13 protein-coding genes, 2 rRNA genes and 1 other RNA gene are annotated in these 16,342 nt (G+C 67.1%); 4 read left to right on the forward strand and 12 right to left on the reverse strand.

The features are described 5' to 3' along the window. The first annotated feature begins 30 nt into the window (after positions 1–30). Together ERL55_RS03445 and rrf are read left to right on the forward strand one after the other, a co-directional pair. A 23S ribosomal RNA gene (locus ERL55_RS03445) occupies positions 31–2,914 on the forward strand. Positions 2,915–3,070: 156 nt separating this feature from the next. Beyond that, a 5S ribosomal RNA gene (rrf, locus tag ERL55_RS03450) occupies positions 3,071–3,184 on the forward strand. 277 nt (positions 3,185–3,461) lie between these two features. On the opposite strand, the gene ERL55_RS03455 is transcribed toward rrf, so the two are convergent. From ERL55_RS03455 to ERL55_RS03490, 8 genes are all read right to left on the reverse strand, one after another. Beyond that, the gene (locus ERL55_RS03455) at positions 3,462–3,719 is read right to left on the reverse strand and encodes a hypothetical protein (RefSeq protein WP_129135185.1); all 258 of its coding nucleotides are present in this window, start codon (positions 3,717–3,719) and stop codon (positions 3,462–3,464) included. A gap of 301 nt (positions 3,720–4,020) precedes the next feature. Beyond that, positions 4,021–4,668, reverse strand: a complete 648-nt coding sequence (rpiA, locus tag ERL55_RS03460; RefSeq protein WP_129135186.1) for a ribose-5-phosphate isomerase RpiA — start codon at positions 4,666–4,668, stop codon at positions 4,021–4,023. A gap of 3 nt (positions 4,669–4,671) precedes the next feature. Then, positions 4,672–5,148, reverse strand: coding sequence for an EVE domain-containing protein (locus tag ERL55_RS03465; protein ID WP_129135187.1), 477 nt, complete (start codon positions 5,146–5,148; stop codon positions 4,672–4,674). Continuing rightward, complete coding sequence (locus ERL55_RS03470; protein ID WP_129135188.1) at positions 5,145–5,729, reverse strand: 5-formyltetrahydrofolate cyclo-ligase; 585 nt, start codon at positions 5,727–5,729, stop codon at positions 5,145–5,147. Before ERL55_RS03470 ends, ERL55_RS03465 begins: the two co-directional genes overlap by 4 nt. Positions 5,730–5,867: 138 nt before the next feature. Continuing rightward, positions 5,868–6,049, reverse strand: a non-coding RNA gene (gene ssrS / locus ERL55_RS03475) — 6S RNA. 115 nt (positions 6,050–6,164) lie between these two features. Next, positions 6,165–6,452, reverse strand: coding sequence for a cell division protein ZapA (locus ERL55_RS03480; protein WP_129135189.1), 288 nt, complete (start codon positions 6,450–6,452; stop codon positions 6,165–6,167). Continuing rightward, positions 6,449–6,670 carry a TIGR02449 family protein gene (locus ERL55_RS03485; protein ID WP_100323675.1) on the reverse strand — a complete coding sequence of 74 codons (222 nt, stop codon included), beginning with the start codon at positions 6,668–6,670 and terminating at the stop codon, positions 6,449–6,451. The genes ERL55_RS03480 and ERL55_RS03485 overlap by 4 nt, the downstream gene beginning before the upstream one ends. 31 nt (positions 6,671–6,701) lie before the next feature. Further along, the gene (locus ERL55_RS03490) at positions 6,702–8,915 is read right to left on the reverse strand and encodes an EAL domain-containing protein (protein ID WP_241685822.1); all 2,214 of its coding nucleotides are present in this window, start codon (positions 8,913–8,915) and stop codon (positions 6,702–6,704) included. Between the two features lie 175 nt (positions 8,916–9,090). On the opposite strand from ERL55_RS03490, the gene ERL55_RS03495 reads away from it, so the two are divergent. Next, positions 9,091–9,630 (forward strand): UPF0149 family protein, encoded by a 540-nt coding sequence (locus ERL55_RS03495; RefSeq protein ID WP_129135191.1) that lies wholly within the window; start codon positions 9,091–9,093, stop codon positions 9,628–9,630. Positions 9,631–9,634: 4 nt separating this feature from the next. After that, a complete protein-coding gene (locus tag ERL55_RS03500) occupies positions 9,635–10,960 on the forward strand; it encodes an aminopeptidase P N-terminal domain-containing protein (RefSeq protein WP_129135192.1) in 1,326 nt (441 codons plus the stop codon). A gap of 31 nt (positions 10,961–10,991) precedes the next feature. Here the strand turns inward: ERL55_RS03500 and pepQ are convergent, their stop codons facing one another. From pepQ to hemW, 4 genes are all read right to left on the reverse strand, one after another. Then, entirely contained in the window at positions 10,992–12,323 is a 1,332-nt protein-coding gene (pepQ, locus tag ERL55_RS03505) for a Xaa-Pro dipeptidase (protein WP_129135193.1), read from the reverse strand. Between the two features lie 67 nt (positions 12,324–12,390). Next, positions 12,391–12,747 (reverse strand): PilZ domain-containing protein, encoded by a 357-nt coding sequence (locus tag ERL55_RS03510; RefSeq protein WP_129135194.1) that lies wholly within the window; start codon positions 12,745–12,747, stop codon positions 12,391–12,393. After that, positions 12,744–15,032: a DUF1631 domain-containing protein gene (locus ERL55_RS03515; RefSeq protein ID WP_129135195.1), complete on the reverse strand. Its 2,289-nt coding sequence runs from the start codon at positions 15,030–15,032 to the stop codon at positions 12,744–12,746. Before ERL55_RS03515 ends, ERL55_RS03510 begins: the two co-directional genes overlap by 4 nt. Before the next feature lie 75 nt (positions 15,033–15,107). Next, the gene (hemW, locus tag ERL55_RS03520; protein WP_129135196.1) at positions 15,108–16,271 is read right to left on the reverse strand and encodes a radical SAM family heme chaperone HemW; all 1,164 of its coding nucleotides are present in this window, start codon (positions 16,269–16,271) and stop codon (positions 15,108–15,110) included. Positions 16,272–16,342 lie beyond the last annotated feature (71 nt).

Consider the following 16,342-nt stretch of genomic DNA (forward strand, 5'->3'; position numbering starts at 1 on the left):
ATTCAACTCCGAGGCGACTTGGGGTTATATGGTCAAGCGAATAAGCGCACACGGTGGATGCCTTGGCGGTCAGAGGCGATGAAGGACGTGGCAGCCTGCGAAAAGTGTCGGGGAGCTGGCAACAAGCTTTGATCCGGCAATGTCCGAATGGGGAAACCCACCTCGCAAGAGGTATTGCATGGTGAATACATAGCCATGCAAGGCGAACGCGGTGAACTGAAATATCTAAGTAACCGCAGGAAAAGAAATCAACCGAGATTCCCTGAGTAGTGACGAGCGAACGGGGAACAGCCCAAAAGTCGATGTGGTTCTAGCGGAACAGTCTGGAAAGGCTGGCCATAGACGGTGATAGCCCAGTACGTGAAAGGGCCATGTCGATGAAATTGAGTAGGGCGGGGCACGAGAAACCCTGTCTGAACATGGGGGGACCATCCTCCAAGGCTAAATACTCCTGACCGACCGATAGTGAACCAGTACCGTGAGGGAAAGGCGAAAAGAACCCCGGCGAGGGGAGTGAAATAGACCCTGAAACCGTGTGCGTACAAGCAGTAGGAGCTCCGCAAGGAGTGACTGCGTACCTTTTGTATAATGGGTCAGCGACTTATTGTTCGTGGCAAGCTTAACCGTATAGGGGAGGCGAAGGGAAACCGAGTCTGATAAGGGCGCATAGTCGCGGGCAATAGACCCGAAACCGGGTGATCTAGTCATGCCCAGGGTGAAGGTACCGTAACAGGTACTGGAGGCCCGAACCCACTCCCGTTGCAAAGGTAGGGGATGAGGTGTGATTAGGAGTGAAAAGCTAATCGAACCCGGAGATAGCTGGTTCTCCTCGAAAGCTATTTAGGTAGCGCCTCATGTGAATCCTCTCGGGGGTAGAGCACTGTTATGGCTAGGGGGTCATCGCGACTTACCAAACCATGGCAAACTCCGAATACCGAGACGGACTGCATGGGAGACACACGGCGGGTGCTAACGTCCGTCGTGAAAAGGGAAACAACCCAGACCCACAGCTAAGGTCCCAAATTCAGTGCTAAGTGGGAAACGATGTGGAAAGGCACAGACAGCCAGGAGGTTGGCTTAGAAGCAGCCATCCTTTAAAGAAAGCGTAATAGCTCACTGGTCGAGTCGGTCTGCGCGGAAGATTTAACGGGGCTAAAGCACTGAACCGAAGCTTGGGGTGTGCATATTTATATGTACGCGGTAGAGGAGCGTTCCGTACGCCTGCGAAGGTGGATTGAGAAGTCCGCTGGAGGTATCGGAAGTGCGAATGCTGACATGAGTAACGATAATGCGGGTGAAAAGCCCGCACGCCGAAAGCCTAAGGTTTCCTTGCGCAACGTTAATCGGCGCAGGGTGAGTCGGCCCCTAAGGCGAGGCAGAAATGCGTAGTCGATGGGAAGCTGGTTAATATTCCAGCACCTCGCGTGAGTGCGATGGGGGGACGGAGAAGGGTAGGTGTACCGGGCGTTGGTTGTCCCGGGGAAAGGCGGTAGGTTTGGGGCTTAGGCAAATCCGGGCCCCTTCAAGACCGAGCACCGAGACCAGGTCATTAGACTGAAGTCACTGATCCCACGCTTCCAGGAAAAGCCCCTAAGCTTCAGCTCACGCAGACCGTACCGTAAACCGACACAGGTGGGCAGGATGAGAATTCTAAGGCGCTTGAGAGAACTCGGGTGAAGGAACTAGGCAACATAGCACCGTAACTTCGGGAGAAGGTGCGCCCTTGGTCGTGGCCCATGCGGGCTATAGCGATCGGGGGCCGCAGTGACCAGGCCGCTGCGACTGTTTATCAAAAACACAGGACTCTGCAAACACGAAAGTGGACGTATAGGGTCTGACGCCTGCCCGGTGCCGGAAGGTTAATTGATGGGGTCAGCCGCAAGGCGAAGCTCTTGATCGAAGCCCCGGTAAACGGCGGCCGTAACTATAACGGTCCTAAGGTAGCGAAATTCCTTGTCGGGTAAGTTCCGACCTGCACGAATGGCGTAACGATGGCGGCGCTGTCTCCACCCGAGACTCAGTGAAATTGAAATCGCTGTGAAGATGCAGCGTTCCCGTGGCAAGACGGAAAGACCCCGTGAACCTTTACTATAGCTTTACACTGAACGTTGAGTTCGTCTGTGTAGGATAGGTGGGAGGCTGTGAAACCATGGCGCTAGCTGTGGTGGAGCCATCCTTGAAATACCACCCTGTCGTGCTTGACGTTCTAACCTGGGCCCGTAATCCGGGTCGGGGACCGTGTATGGTGGGTAGTTTGACTGGGGCGGTCTCCTCCCAAAGAGTAACGGAGGAGCTCGAAGGTACGCTCAGCGCGGTCGGACATCGCGCACTGTGTGCAAAGGCATAAGCGTGCTTGACTGCAAGATCGACGGATCAAGCAGGTAGGAAACTAGGACTTAGTGATCCGGTGGTTCTGTATGGAAGGGCCATCGCTCAACGGATAAAAGGTACTCCGGGGATAACAGGCTGATACCGCCCAAGAGTTCATATCGACGGCGGTGTTTGGCACCTCGATGTCGGCTCATCACATCCTGGGGCTGTAGTCGGTCCCAAGGGTATGGCTGTTCGCCATTTAAAGTGGTACGCGAGCTGGGTTCAGAACGTCGTGAGACAGTTCGGTCCCTATCTGCCATGGGCGTTGGAGATTTGAGAGGGGCTGCTCCTAGTACGAGAGGACCGGAGTGGACGAACCTCTGGTGTTCCGGTTGTCACGCCAGTGGCACTGCCGGGTAGCTACGTTCGGAAACGATAACCGCTGAAAGCATCTAAGCGGGAAGCGTGCCTCAAGATGAGATCTCCCGGGAGCTTGACTCCCCTGAAGGAACCATCAAGACCAGGTGGTTGATAGGCTGGGTGTGTAAGCACAGCAATGTGTTGAGCTAACCAGTACTAATGATCCGTGCGGCTTGACCATATAACCTCAAGTGGCTTCGCCGAAACATGCGAAGACCGAGGCCTCGACAACACGTCGACGACACGATTTCAAAATGCTCGCTACAATCCCACCCCTCGAGAGCGTGAGCGCTGCTCTGTCGCATCCGCGACAGTCCCGGCGACCCTCCACCCTCTCCCTGGTGACAATAGCTGTGTGGAACCACCCGATCCCATTCCGAACTCGGAAGTGAAACGCATATGCGCCGATGGTAGTGTGCATTCAGCATGCGAGAGTAGGTCATCGCCAGGGTCTTTACCCTGAAACCCCCCGCCGGTATCCGGCGGGGGGTTTTTCTTTGTTTCATATCCCGCCTGTCGCTGCTGACCGATGAGTCGTAGTGCGAGAGGGTGCGCGGCCGGACAGAGCTTCGGCCCCAGCCACCGTGCAGGCTGCGCGGTAGAGCAGGGTCCGTGTGTATATCGGAGTCCGGGCCACGTGCCCCGAACATGCCGGGGCATCCTTCGATGCCATGCTGTGGCCCGTCGCGCCTTGGCCACGCGGACCGCCTTGGCCAGACGGACCTGCCTCAGGACGCTTCCGGGTCGAGTCGCGCGCGATAGCGGCCGCGCACGTGCTGGTTGACGTACGTCGCGAGCCCGCTGCCCGCTTCGGCCCGCTCGCGCATGGCCTCGACATCAGCGGCGCCCGGCACGACGTCGTCATAGAGGTAGATGTATCGATCGTCCGCGAAGCGCAACAGGATGGAGCCCGGCAGCAGCGCGTACGCGAGCACCCCGGACTTTCCGGAGCGGTCCGCATACGACTTGAAGGCGGGCAGATCCATCGCCCGATCCTGCCCCGCACATGGTCAACTCACCGTCGTTGTTCGGTGGATCAAGGGTGTGCCGGTGCCGTCCGCGACCGCGACCCTTGCCCGCTGGCCTTCACCTTGCCGCGCTGGATCCGGCCTCCGCTGTCACGCCGACGTGTGCATCGGGGCACCTGAAGGACGCTGAGCTCACGCAGGACCGGGCCGGCGTGCCGCGCTTCGTGTGTGCTGGTGCCGTAACGACTGGGGCAGGTGCCTCACGCCCTGGACGAATGCAGCAGCGCGCGAAGTCGGTATCGGCCTGCAGTGCAGGCAGTTACAGCACCAGCGGCGGCTCGCCACCCACGATCACCACGTCGGCCCGGCGGCGCGCGAACAGGCCGACGCTTACCACGCCCGGAATCTGGTTGAGGCGCTGCTCCATCGCCACCGGATCGGTGATCTCCAGCCCATGCACGTCGAGTACCCAGTTGCCGTTGTCGGTGACGACGTTCTCGCGCCAGACCGGTTGGCCCGCGGTGAGCTCGACGATTTCCCGGGCCACCATGCTGCGCGCCATCGGGATCACCTCGACCGGGAGCGGGAAGCGACCGAGAATCTCGACCCGCTTGGCGGGATCGATGATGCACACGAAACGGGCGCTTGCCTGGGCGATGATCTTCTCGCGCGTCAGCGCTGCACCGCCGCCCTTGATCAGGCACTTGCCCGGGTCGCATTCGTCGGCACCGTCGACGTAGAGCGGCAGCGGGCCTGCGGCGTTGAGGTCGATGACCGGGATGCCATGCTGCTTCAGTCGCGCGGTGCTCTGTTCGGAGCTGGATACCGCACCCTCGATGCGCCCGCGGATACGCGCCAGCGCGTCGATGAAATAGGCGACGGTGGAGCCGGTGCCGACGCCGACGATGCTGCCGTCCTCGACGAACTCGATCGCCTTTTCGCCGGCGAGGCGCTTGCTTTCGGACATCGGTCAGCCCTTGTGTTCGAGGCCGAGCAGGATCTTCCACTGCGCGGCGGTCACGGGCAGCACGGACAACCGGCTCCCCTTGCGGATAAGTGCGAATTCCTCGCCGAGTGCGTCGGCGTGGGTGCGGATCAGGTCGAGCGGTACCGGGTTGTCCAGATGGCGCACGTACTTCACGTCGACCAGGTACCAGCGTGGTTCCTCGAGGGTGGCCTTCTCGTCGAAGTACTTCGACCTGCGCTCGAACTGGGTCGGGTCGGGGTAGCTGGTGCACGCCACCTCGCCGAGTCCGTAGATGCCCGGCACCTGGGTGTTGGAGTGGTAGAACAGCACGCCGTCACCGACCTGCATCTGGCGCATGAAGTTGCGCGCCTGGTAATTGCGCACCCCGGTCCACGGTTCGGTGCCGACGCGCTGGAGGTCGTCGATGGAGAAATCCGAGGGTTCGGATTTCATCAGCCAATAGCGTTTGCGCGTGCTCATAGGGCCGCCGTAAGCAGGGTGTCGGATTCGGTACAGATGGCGTCGAGCGGCACATCCCAATCGCGGGCGTCGAGTTCGCCCACCTGCTGGAACGCGTACGCGACCCCAGCAAGCCACGGCGGACCCGAACGATGGCGGCGTCCGGCGAAGGTCCGGTCGTACCAGCCAGCGCCCATGCCCAGCCGCTGGCCATGGCGATCGAAGGCCACCAGCGGCAGCACCGCCAGGGCGATGTCGTCGGCCTCCAGGCAGGCTTCGGGCCCGAGGTCCGGTTCGGGAATGCCGAAGCGGTTGGTCACCAGCGGATCGCCGGCACGCCATGGCGCGAACCGCAGCCGCCCATCCTCGTGCAGCACGGGCAGACAGTAGACAAGCCCCGGCGGCAGCCGCAGCTGCCAGACATGCAGGGCGACTTCGCCATCCATCGCCCAGTAACCGGCGACGTATCCCTGCGTCGGCATGAAAGGCAGCGCACCGAGCCGTGCGGCGACCGCTTCGGCTGCGTGGATGCGTTGCGCCGGCGGGACGTCGCGGCGGCGCTGCCGCAGTTCACGGCGCAGGGCGTCGCGGTCGACCGTCACGGCAGGAAAGTGATGATATGCACCGGCGCCATTGTCGCCCAGCACGCGTGCTTCGTCATGTCGGGCCCGAAACGCAGCGGGCGCGGCGGTAGCGGGTACGTCACCCGGCTACCGCCGCGCCCGCGGCTGGAATTCAATACGTCCTCCGCCAATGAAGATGCCTGCGAAACGACCTTGAACCCGGGGTTCAAGTGGGAACGCTGGGGATCCATCGGGCTTTCCGCACGGAGCGGACCTGCACACCCGGATCCGTCACATCCCCAAGGTCGTATTAAGGGACAAGGCGAATGTTTTGCAGGCTGTCGACACAGCAGAGGACGTGGGGCAAGTATAGCGCCGCGCACGGATTACGCATGCGCACACCGGTGACCCGGCCGGTGAAAGTTCAGTTGCGTGTGCACGAGGTGACCGCGCCGCCACCGTCACACGGCCGGCTTACCCCAGGGCATCGAGCCTGCGCTCGATGGCCGCCATCGCCTGCCGCAGTTCGCGCTCGCGCGCGTCCTGCTCGTTGCGCAGCTGTTGCAGCTCCGCTGCCAGATTCAGTGCCGTCAGCACCGCGATGCGGTCGATCGCTGCCATCCGGTTGCTGCCGCGCAGCTCGCGCATGCGGGTGTCGAGCAGGCGCGCCGCGGCGATCAGCGCATCGCGTTCGCCCGGGGCCACACCCACCGTGTACTCGCGGTCGAGCACGCGGATGTTGACCGGTTCGCCAGCGCTCACGTGTGCTGCTCGAGCGACTTCAGCCGGGCGATCATCGCCTCGACACGCGTGCGTGCCTGCTCGTTTCGCGCCAGCAGTTGCGAGCGCTCGCCGCTCAGCTGTTCCTGCTGCTGGCGCAGGCTGCGGTTCTCCTCGGTCAACCGCTGCACGCGGTCGACCAGACCATCGATGCGGCTGGCAACTGCGCGAAGCTGGGCGGCGACATCGGGATGGTCCATGGCGGCACGATAGGCAGCGGCCGGGGGGCGGTCAAGGCAGGCCGCTGGCGTGCGCACGCGGAGCCTGGCGCGCGCCGTCCCAGTTGCGGATGAAGCCGAGCGCGCTGTGTGCATCCAGCGGCGGCGACAGCCAGAACCCCTGTACCTCGTCGCAGCGCTGCTGGGCCAGGAACCCGAGCTGTGCTTCGGTTTCCACGCCTTCGGCGACCACCCGCAGGCCGAGCGAGTGGCCCATCGAGATCACCGTGCTGGTGATGGCCACGTCCTCGGGATCCGCGGGCAGGCCATCGATGAACGCCTTGTCGATCTTGATGGTGTTGATTGGCAGCCGCTTGAGATAGGCCAGCGACGAGTAGCCCGTGCCGAAGTCGTCGATCGCAAGCGATACACCCAGGGCGCGGAATGCCTGCAGGGTGGCGGCGCTCTGCGCGGCATTGGCCATCAGCACGCTCTCGGTCAGTTCCAGCTCGAGCACCGATGGCTCCAGCCCGGTGTCCTCGAGCACGCGTTGCACCACGTCCGGGAAGTTGCCCCGCAACAACTGCAGCATCGACACGTTGACCGACAGGGTGAGATCCCCCGCGCCGTGCTGCTGCCAGCGGCGCAGGGTCAGGCAGGCCTCGCGCAGTACCCATTCGCCGATCTCGAGGATCAGCCCGCTTTCCTCGGCGAGCGGGATGAAGTCGTCCGGCGCCACTTCGCCGTGCTCGTCGCTGTACCAGCGCAGCAGCGCCTCGACACCGCTGATGCGCGACCGCGCCAGGCTCAGCCGCGGCTGGAACACCAGGCGCAGCTCACCGCGGTCGAGCACCTTGCGCAGCCCGGCGGACAGGCGGGCGCGTTGCCGTGTGCTGGCATCCATCGCGTCGTCATAGCGCATGAAGGTGCGGCGTCCGGCGCTCTTGGCCTGGTACATCGCGGTGTCGGCGCGTTTGAGCAGTTCCGTCGGTACCTGGCCATGGTCCGGGTAGAGGCTGATGCCGATCGACGGCGAGATCGCGATCTCCTGGCGGGCATCCAGCAGCAGCGGCGCCTCGAAGGCCATGATGATCTCGCGCGCGGTGCGCTCGGCCTCCTGCGCGCCTTCGATGCCTTCCAGGATCACGGTGAACTCGTCGCCCGACAGCCGCGCGACGGTGTGCTGCTCGCCGACCGTCTGCTGCAGGCGGGTCGCCGCGGCGCGCAGGATGCGGTCGCCGGCGGCGTGTCCGAGCGAGTCGTTGATGTCCTTGAAGCGGTCGAGGTCGAGAAACAGCACCGCGATCCGCGTGCCCTCGCGGCGCGCGCGGACGATCGCGCGCGACAGCCGCTCCGACAGCAGCGAACGGTTGGGCAGGTTGGTGAGGGTGTCGAAATTCGCGAGGTAGCGCAGTTCCTGCTCGGTGCGCTTCTGCTGGGTGATGTCGTTGAGCACGGTCACGTACAGCGTCGAGTCCTCGCTGTCATCGGACTCCACCGCGCTGGCCTCGATCGCGCAGAGGAATTCATCGCCGTCCGAGCGCCGCTGCCACATCTCGCCGCTCCAGCGGCCCGAGCGCACCAGGCGCTTGCGGATGTGTTCGTAGAAGGCCGGCTCGTGCTGCTCGCTGTCGAGCACCCGGGCATTGCGGCCCAGCACGTCCTCCGCCGCGTAGCCGGTCATCCGGGCGAAGGCCGGATTGACCGTGACGAAGTTGAAGTCGGCGTCGACCACCGACACCGCCTCGCTCATGCTGCGCAGGACTTCGGTGGCGATGCGACGGTCGCGCTCCTGGCTGCGCGCACGGGTGATGTCGACGAGGGTGCCGGCAACGCGCCGGGGCCGCCGCGCCGCATCGGATTCGACCGTGCGGCCGCGCACCCGGACCCAGCGCAACCGGCCGTCAGCGGCGTGCACGCGCATGTCGTACTCGAAGCTGCGCACCTGGCCCGAGAGATAGGCCGCCATCCGCTCGCGCGCGGTGTCCAGGTAGCCGGGCAGCAGCACCTGCTCGAGGTCGATGTCGCGCTCGTGCAGGCGCAGGCTGCCGTCGCCGCGTTCGGTTTCCAGCAGGGTCACCCGCTGGGTCGCGAGGTCGTAGTCCCAGTAACGCTCGCCGGTGGCCCACAGCGCCTGCTTCAGGCGCTCCTTGCGCCGCCGCAGCACGCCGATCTCCTCGCGGTGCCGCACATGCTGCCGCCATGCCAGCACGGCCGCGATGACCGCAAGCGTGGCGCAGACAAGGGCGATGGCGACGAGGAGGCGCGGATCGGGTGGATCGGCCACGTGCGGGCAACTCCAGGCCGCAGGCGGCGGCAAACGAGTGTAGGCACTGCCCACCACGGGCAGCAAGATGCGCGGCGACCGCGCAGGGTTCGACAGCCACGGGGCGGCACCGGCGGGTGCCAGTGGCGCAGGCAGGCTCTAGACTGGTGCGCCCCTCCGCAACAGGACCGCCGCCGTGTCCGAGCACGAACTTCCCGCCGCCGCCGACATCGGCCGTTCGATCCACCGGCTGGGGCTGACTGCCAGCGTGCCGGAGCTGCATGGCATGGTCGCCGGATGGATGGCCGGCGGTGGCGATGGCAAGGCCGGCTGGCTGGGGCGGGCGCTGGCGGACCCCGAACTGGGCGACGACGAGGCGCTCGACGGCCTGCGTGCGGCGACTGCGGCGCAGCTGGAAGACCGCGACTTCGGTTTCGAACTGCTGCTGCCGGAACCGACGGCCTCGCTGTATGAGCGCAGTGGCGCGCTGTTCGAGTGGTGCCGCGGGTTCCTCGGTGCGTTCGGACTTGCTGCCGGCGAGGCGGGTGCACTGTCCGAGGAGGGTCGCGAGGCGCTGACGGACCTGGCGCGCCTGGCCGCGGCCGCGCCCCAGGAGGCCGGAGACGACGAGGAGGAAAGCGCGCTGGCCGAGCTCGAGGAGTTCGTCCGCGTCGCGGTGCTGCTGCTGCACGGTGATTGCGCGCTGGGGCCGCGCCACCGCCAGCGGCTGAACTGACGCGATGTCGGCTGCACGCAACGCGTCGGATCCGTATGCCCGCCGTCGCCGCCAGCTCATGCGCATGGCGGGCGACCACGCGATCCTGGTGCTGCCGTCCGCGCCGGTGCGCGTGCGCAGCCGCGACACGCACTTCCCGTACCGGCAGGATTCCGACCTCTGGTACCTCACCGGCTTCGAGGAGCCCGATGCGGTGCTGGTGCTGGTACCCGGCCGGGCGCATGGCGAGGCGCTGCTGTTCTGCCGCGAGCGCGACCCCGGGCGCGAGGCCTGGGACGGCCCGCGGGTGGGGCCCGAAGGCGCGGTGGATGCACTCGGCATGGACGATGCGTATCCGATCGACGACCTCGACGAGATCCTGCCCGGCCTGCTGGAAGGCCGCACCCGCGTCTACTACCACTTCGGCCGCGATACCGACTTCGACCTGAAGCTGATCGGCTGGCTCAACCGGGTGCGCGCACAGGTGCGGCTGGGTGCGCAGCCGCCGCATGAGTTCCTCGAGCTCGGTCACCTGCTCGACGAGATGCGGCTGTTCAAGTCGCGCGACGAACTGCGGCTCATGAAGCGGGCGGCGCGGATCAGCGTCGAGGCGCATGCCGCGGCGATGCGCGCGGTGCGCCCGGGCATGCACGAGTACGACCTGCAGGCCGAGCTCGAATACGTGTTCCGCCGCAACGAGGCGCAGCCGGCGTATGAAAGCATCATCGGCACCGGCGCCAACGCCTGCGTGCTGCATTACCGCGCCAACCGCGCGCGCATCGGCGCCGACGACCTGGTGCTGATCGACGCCGGAGCCGAATACCGCGGCTACGCCGCAGACATCACCCGGACGTTCCCCGCCAGCGGCCGCTTCAGCCCGGCACAGCGGGCACTCCACGACGTGGTGCTGGCCGCGCATGCGCAGGCCTGCGCCCAGGCGAGGCCGGGCGTGCCGTACGCGTCGATCCACGACGCCGCGGTGGAGGTGCTGGTGGACGGCATGTTGCAGCTGGGGCTGCTCAAGGGCCGCGCCCGGAAGCTCATCGCCGATGGCGCCTACAAGCGCTTCTATCCGCACAAGACCGGCCATTGGCTGGGCCTGGACGTGCACGATGTCGGCGATTACCGCATCGAGGGCGAATCGCGGCTGCTCGAGCCCGGGATGGTGCTGACCGTCGAGCCGGGGCTCTACATCCCGCCCGACGCGGCCGGCGTGGCTGCCAAGTGGCGCGGGCTTGGCGTGCGCATCGAGGATGACCTCGCGATCACCCGCGATGGCCACGAGGTCCTCACCGCCGGGCTTGCGCGCAGCGCCGGGGAGATCGAGGCCTTCATGGCCGGGCCGGGCTGAGCGCCCGGCCGCGTCGCATCCGGCGGAACCGTCAGCCGTCGGTGCGGGCGAACTCGTCGCGGGTCAGGTTGACCGGCGCACCGTCGGCGGTGATCACCAGGTCGTCCTCGATGCGGATGCCCCCGTACGGGCGCAGCGCGTCGACGCGGTCCCAGTCGACCTCGCCGGCGTGCGGCCCTTCGCGCAGCTCGCGCATCAGCAGGTCGGCGAAGTAGATGCCGGGCTCGTTGGTGACCACCATCCCCGGCTCGAGGGTACGGGTCAGGCGCAGGTAGGGATGGCCCTCGGGCTTCGGCAGGGTGCCGCCCGCATCCGATGCGGCAAAGCCCGCGACGTCGTGGACCTGCAGGCCGATGCCGTGGCCAAGGCCATGCGGGAAGAACCTGCTGCTCACGCCCGATTCGAGCGCCGCTTCCGGCGACATCCGGATCACCCCGGCGTCGCGCAGCACGCCGGCCAGTGCCAGGTGGGCGTCGAGGTGCAGCTCACGGTAGTCGGTGCCGGCGGTGAACCGCTCGCACAGCCCGCGTTCCACCGCGTCGACCGCGTCAATCAGCGACTGGAATTCGCCGTCGCGGTCGCTGGCCCAGGTGCGGGTGATGTCGCAGGCGTAGCCGGCGTGGCTGGCGCCGGCGTCGATCAGGAAACTGCGCACGGGCTTGGGCGGCAGGCGATCGCGCTCGGTGTAATGCAGCACGGCCGCATGCTCGTTGAGGGCGACGATGTTGTTGTACGGCAGTTCCGTGCTGTCCTGGCCCCCGGCCTGGCAGTAGGCGAGATGGATGCCGAACTCGGAGGCGCCGGCACGGAACGCGCGTTCGGCGGCACGGTGCGCGCGTACGCCGCGAACAGTGGCCGCGCGCATCATCTCGATCTCGTAGGGCGTTTTGTAGGCGCGGTGGTAGTCCAGATAGTCCAGCACCGGCTGCGGGTTGCCGGGCACGAAGTCGCCCAGCGCGCTCTGCGGCTCACCAAGGATCGCGCACCGCGCGGCGTTGTCCGGCAGGTGCTGCAGGGCTTCTTCCACGGTGCGGATGACCACCACGTCGAAGTGTTCCACCCAGAAGCCCGATGGCGCTTCCGGCACGACGTGCCAGTAGTCGAACGGCTGCAGGTAGACGAGCTTCGGGCGTTCGCCGGGCGTCACCACCAGCCAGCTGCCGGGATGGCGCACCAGCGGTACCCAGGCCTTGAACTGCGGATTCACGGCGTAGGGATAGTCGCGGTCGTCGAAGACCTGGTAATGCAGGGTGCCGGCCGGAATGACGAGGCGGTCGAAACCACCGCGCTCGAGGGCGACCGCGGCGCGGCGCTGCAGGGTGGCGAGGTGGTCGGCGTAAAGCGGCGCGAGGTCGACGGTCATCGCGGGCGGCTCCCGGTTCTGGAAAACCGCCATTGTCCCGCATCCGCCGGCGGGTTGCCGGCGGGGCTCAGACGAACTGGCCGCCCGGCGACTCCACCCATGCGCGCAGCTGCCGCGCCTGTGCATCGCTCAGGGCGACGAAGCGCAGCCCCGCCCACACCTGGCCCGGAGCGCTGGCGCGATCACTCCACAGCAGCTGCGCGCCGAGCTCGAGGTCCTCGCCGAGTGCGCCGGCGCTGCGGCCGGGCAGGGTGAAGCGCAACTGGTAGAGCGCGTCGTTTTCGAGCGAACTGCTGGCGATCAGCAGCAGGCCGCTTTCCGACAGGTTGCCGATGCGGCCGACCATCTCCCCGGTCATCGCATCGCTGACCTGGATCATGTCCGCGGCCTTGCGCCGGCGCGCGCGACGGAACTCCTGGATCATGCCGGCACTCCGTTGGGCGGTGCGCCCTCGCCGCGGCCGGCGAAGCTGCGCAGGGTGTTCACCGCGGCCTGCCACGCGCGGTCGACCAGGCGGCCACGGTCGGCGGTCACCATGCGCGCCTGGCCGTTGACCAGCATGCGCGCCAGGCTGTCGAGCGAGACCTCCGCCGCGCGCTGGCCGCGCTGGTTGACGAACAGCGCGTTGTCGGTGATCGGGCTGAACCACGACAGCCGGCGACGGCTGATGTCGCCCTGCTGGTTCTGCACGAAGTCGATCCACACCCCGAATGGCATCACCCGCAGCTGTTCGTACTGGGCCTGCTCCGCGGGCGTGCGCGGCGGCGGCTTCGGTTTCGCCTGCGCGGCCTTGTCCTCGCCCAGTCGTACGCGCGCCTTGAGCTTCATCGCAAGCTCGGTGCGCGAGGCGGGGTCTTCCTCGTCGTTGAAGCAGCCGGCCAGGCGCTGCGCGATCACCCTGGCCTCCTCGCCGTGATAGCCGACCTGGCCCAGTGATTCCTCCACCTGTGCGGCCAGTGCATCGTCGGCGCCGCCGTCGCTGCAGGCGGCCACCACCCGGCGGGTCACGTCGAGCTGGGTCTTCCAGGCGTCCGACTCCTCGCCCTGGCGCAGCAGCGTGAGCGTGAGCACATCGCTCCAGGCCTGGTTGAGCAGGGCGCGTGCGAACCGCGGCAGCCGGTGCTCGCCGATCTCGCGGGTCAGGGCTTCGCCGGCGCGCTGGCGTGCGACTTCGAGCTTCTCCTTGCCGCGCGCGGCTTCCACGTGCCGGCGCTCGGTCATCTCGGCGCGGCGCACGTGGGCCTGCATGCGCTCCTGCAGGCGCGCCTGCGCCTGCGCGAAGACCTCGGGGTCCTGATCGAAGCCGGCGACGACGTCGGCCACGGCCTGCTGCAGCGGCTCGATCAGCTGCGGGTCGAGCTCGTCACGATCCATCCAGCGCGCGGCGCTTTCGGCCACGGTGTTGAGCAGTTGCCGCGCGGGGTGCTGCGAGCGCAGGAAGAACGCGCGGTCGAGCAGCGCCATCCTCAGCAGCGGCACCTGCAGCTGGCGCACCAGTCCGGCCGTGGGCGCATCGCGGCGCAGCTCGGACTCGAGCTGCTGGTAGAGCAGGTCCAGCAGTTCGAAGGTGTCGTTGTCCTCGGGCGACAGCGCCGCGGCCTCGCCGCTGCTGTGGCGGGTCTGCGCGAGCACCGCGCGTTTGATCTCCAGCAGGTTGGCCTGGCTCGCACTGGCCGGCGGCTGCTGTTGCAGCGCGCGCAGCTTGCCGACCAGGTCGGTGGTGCCGAGCTCGCGCCGCGGGCTTTCGTCGCGGCCCGGGCGCAACTTGCCGAGCAGTGCGCGGCGGCCGGACAGCAGTTCCTGCAGCGTCGCGAAGGCCGCGGCTTCGTCCCGGTTGTCCTCCTCGGCCTGGGGCTCGCCGAACCATGCGGTATGCGGGCGCGTGACGGCGCCCGCACCCGTCTGTCCGGCGGGCTGTGGTGCTGCCCCCGGCTGGGCAGGCGCGCCGGAGGGCCGGCCGCCCGATGGCGTCAGCGTTTCGCGCATCAGCACCGGTGTCGGGCGCGCGCGCAGCGGCACGAAGGTCAGGGCCGGCAGGATTTCCTCGGCCACCATCAGTTCATTGACGCGGTCGAGCAGCTGCGGGTACCCCCCCATGACCTGGCGGTCGAAGATGCGGTACAGCAGCAGTCGCGCGTCGTGGGTGATCTCCAGCGCCACCGCCGCCTCGCGCAGCGCGTCGCACAGCACGTGCGGACCGAGCGGCAGGCGGATGGCGTCGAAGGCGGGCTTGCCGGCGAGTACGCCGAAGCGCTGGCCGAGCAGGTGCAGCGCAAGCGTCGCGCGGCCCTCCTGGCGGCTGCCGACTTCGCGCAGCACGGTGCCCTCGTCCATCACCGCGGTTTCGACCAGGCTGAGGTTGCGGAAGCTCACCTCGCCGGGGGCACTGCTGTCGGTGCGCGTGGCGGCGGGGCGGCGGATCGCCGCCAGGGCACGCTCGATGCCGATCATGAAGCGCGGCACCAGGTCCGCGCGGTTGAGGCGGAAGCTGCGCAGGGTCTGCATGTAGCCGGATTCCGCGCCCGGGTTGCGCGCGAGGTCGGCCAGCCGGAACAGCTCGCGCTCGAACTCGTCGAGCATGCGCGTCAGCCCGTGGTCGAGCTCCTCCGAGACCAGATGCAGGCTGCGTTCGAGCACCCTGCGTACCCGCGGCGGCAAGCCGGCCGAGGCGAGGCTGGCTGGCGTCGCCGGTTCCCTGTGCGGCGTCATGCGGCCCTCCGGAGTGTGACGTCTGTCACCGTTCTTACCACGCCCGGATGGGGGCCGCCAGCACGCGGCCGACGCTCAGTCGTCTTCGTCCATGAACAGCTGGATGACATCATTGCCGAAGCGCCCCCCCAGCGCCGTCGGCAGTATGCGCCCGTCGCGCTCTTCCAGCCAGCCGCGGGCGGTTGCGGCAGCCAGCGGCCGGGCGATGGCGGCACGTGGCAGGCCGGTGCACGCCTCGAAGTGTTCGAGGCGGAAGCCCTCCAGCAGGCGCAGCGCGTTGAGCATGTATTCGAACGGCCGGCGCGCGGGCGCGATGCGATCGTCCCCGCCGATGCCGGCAGGCGTGCCCGCGCTGGCCAGCCAGGCGGTGGGATGGCGCTGCTTCCAGCGGCGCAGGATCGTCTGTTCGTGGCCGAGGGTGATCTTGCCGTGGGCGCCGGCACCGATCCCCAGATAGTCGCCGAAGCGCCAGTAGTTGAGGTTGTGCTTGCATTGCCGGCCGGGTCGCGCATATGCCGAGACCTCGTACTGCGCATAGCCGGCATCGGCCAGCCGGGCCTGGCAGTGCTCCTGCATGTCCCAGGCGAGGTCGTCGTCGGGCATGCGCTCGGGCGGGCGCGCCGCGAACAGCGTGTTCGGCTCCAGCGTGAGCTGGTAGTGGGAGATGTGGGCCGGCGCAAGCGCCACCGCGCGTTCCACATCGGCCGCGGCCATCGCCAGGTCCTGCCCGGGCAGTGCGTACATCAGGTCGAGGTTGAGGTTGTCGAACCCGGCGTCCTGCGCCAGCTTCACCGCGCGGTCGGCTTCGGCGCTGTCGTGGATCCGGCCGAGACGCTGCAGGCAGCCGTCATCGAAGCTCTGGATACCGAAGCTGATGCGATTGACGCCGGCGGCGCGATAGTCCTCGAAACGGCCGTGCTCGGCGGTGCCGGGATTCGCCTCCAGGGTGATTTCCAGCCCGGGCGCGAAGCGCAGCCGTGCCGCCGCACCCTGCAGGAAGCGGTCGATATCCGAGGCGGGAAACAGGCTGGGCGTGCCGCCGCCGAAGAACACCGAGTGCACCGGACGGCCCCACACCAGCGGCAGGTCCTGGTCGAGGTCGGCCAGCAGCGCGTCGACATAGGCCGAGAACGGCGGCGGGCCACCACGCGGCTGGTGCGAGTTGAAATCGCAGTACGGGCATTTGCGCACGCACCAGGGCAGGTGCACATACAGCGCGAGGGGCGGGGTGGTCAGCATTGCAGGGGGTGTCTGTGCCGGGCGGCGGCACTCGGTTCGCGATATGGGGGCGGAAGGGCGGCGCCGGAAGC

The sequence above is a fragment of the Luteimonas sp. YGD11-2 genome, from assembly GCF_004118975.1.
Lineage (GTDB): Bacteria > Pseudomonadota > Gammaproteobacteria > Xanthomonadales > Xanthomonadaceae > Luteimonas > Luteimonas muca.

What these genes read in the sequence shown, in the direction of transcription:
- ERL55_RS03455 (WP_129135185.1), bottom strand. Translation starts at nt 3,719, where the DNA reads ATGGATCTGCCCGCCTTCAAGTCGTATGCGGACCGCTCCGGAAAGTCC.
- hemW (WP_129135196.1), bottom strand. Translation starts at nt 16,271, where the DNA reads ATGCTGACCACCCCGCCCCTCGCGCTGTATGTGCACCTGCCCTGGTGC.
- ERL55_RS03500 (WP_129135192.1), top strand. Translation starts at nt 9,635, where the DNA reads ATGTCGGCTGCACGCAACGCGTCGGATCCGTATGCCCGCCGTCGCCGC.
- ERL55_RS03465 (WP_129135187.1), bottom strand. Translation starts at nt 5,148, where the DNA reads ATGAGCACGCGCAAACGCTATTGGCTGATGAAATCCGAACCCTCGGAT.
- ERL55_RS03510 (WP_129135194.1), bottom strand. Translation starts at nt 12,747, where the DNA reads ATGATCCAGGAGTTCCGTCGCGCGCGCCGGCGCAAGGCCGCGGACATG.
- pepQ (WP_129135193.1), bottom strand. Translation starts at nt 12,323, where the DNA reads ATGACCGTCGACCTCGCGCCGCTTTACGCCGACCACCTCGCCACCCTG.
- rpiA (WP_129135186.1), bottom strand. Translation starts at nt 4,668, where the DNA reads ATGTCCGAAAGCAAGCGCCTCGCCGGCGAAAAGGCGATCGAGTTCGTC.
- ERL55_RS03485 (WP_100323675.1), bottom strand. Translation starts at nt 6,670, where the DNA reads ATGGACCATCCCGATGTCGCCGCCCAGCTTCGCGCAGTTGCCAGCCGC.
- ERL55_RS03515 (WP_129135195.1), bottom strand. Translation starts at nt 15,032, where the DNA reads ATGACGCCGCACAGGGAACCGGCGACGCCAGCCAGCCTCGCCTCGGCC.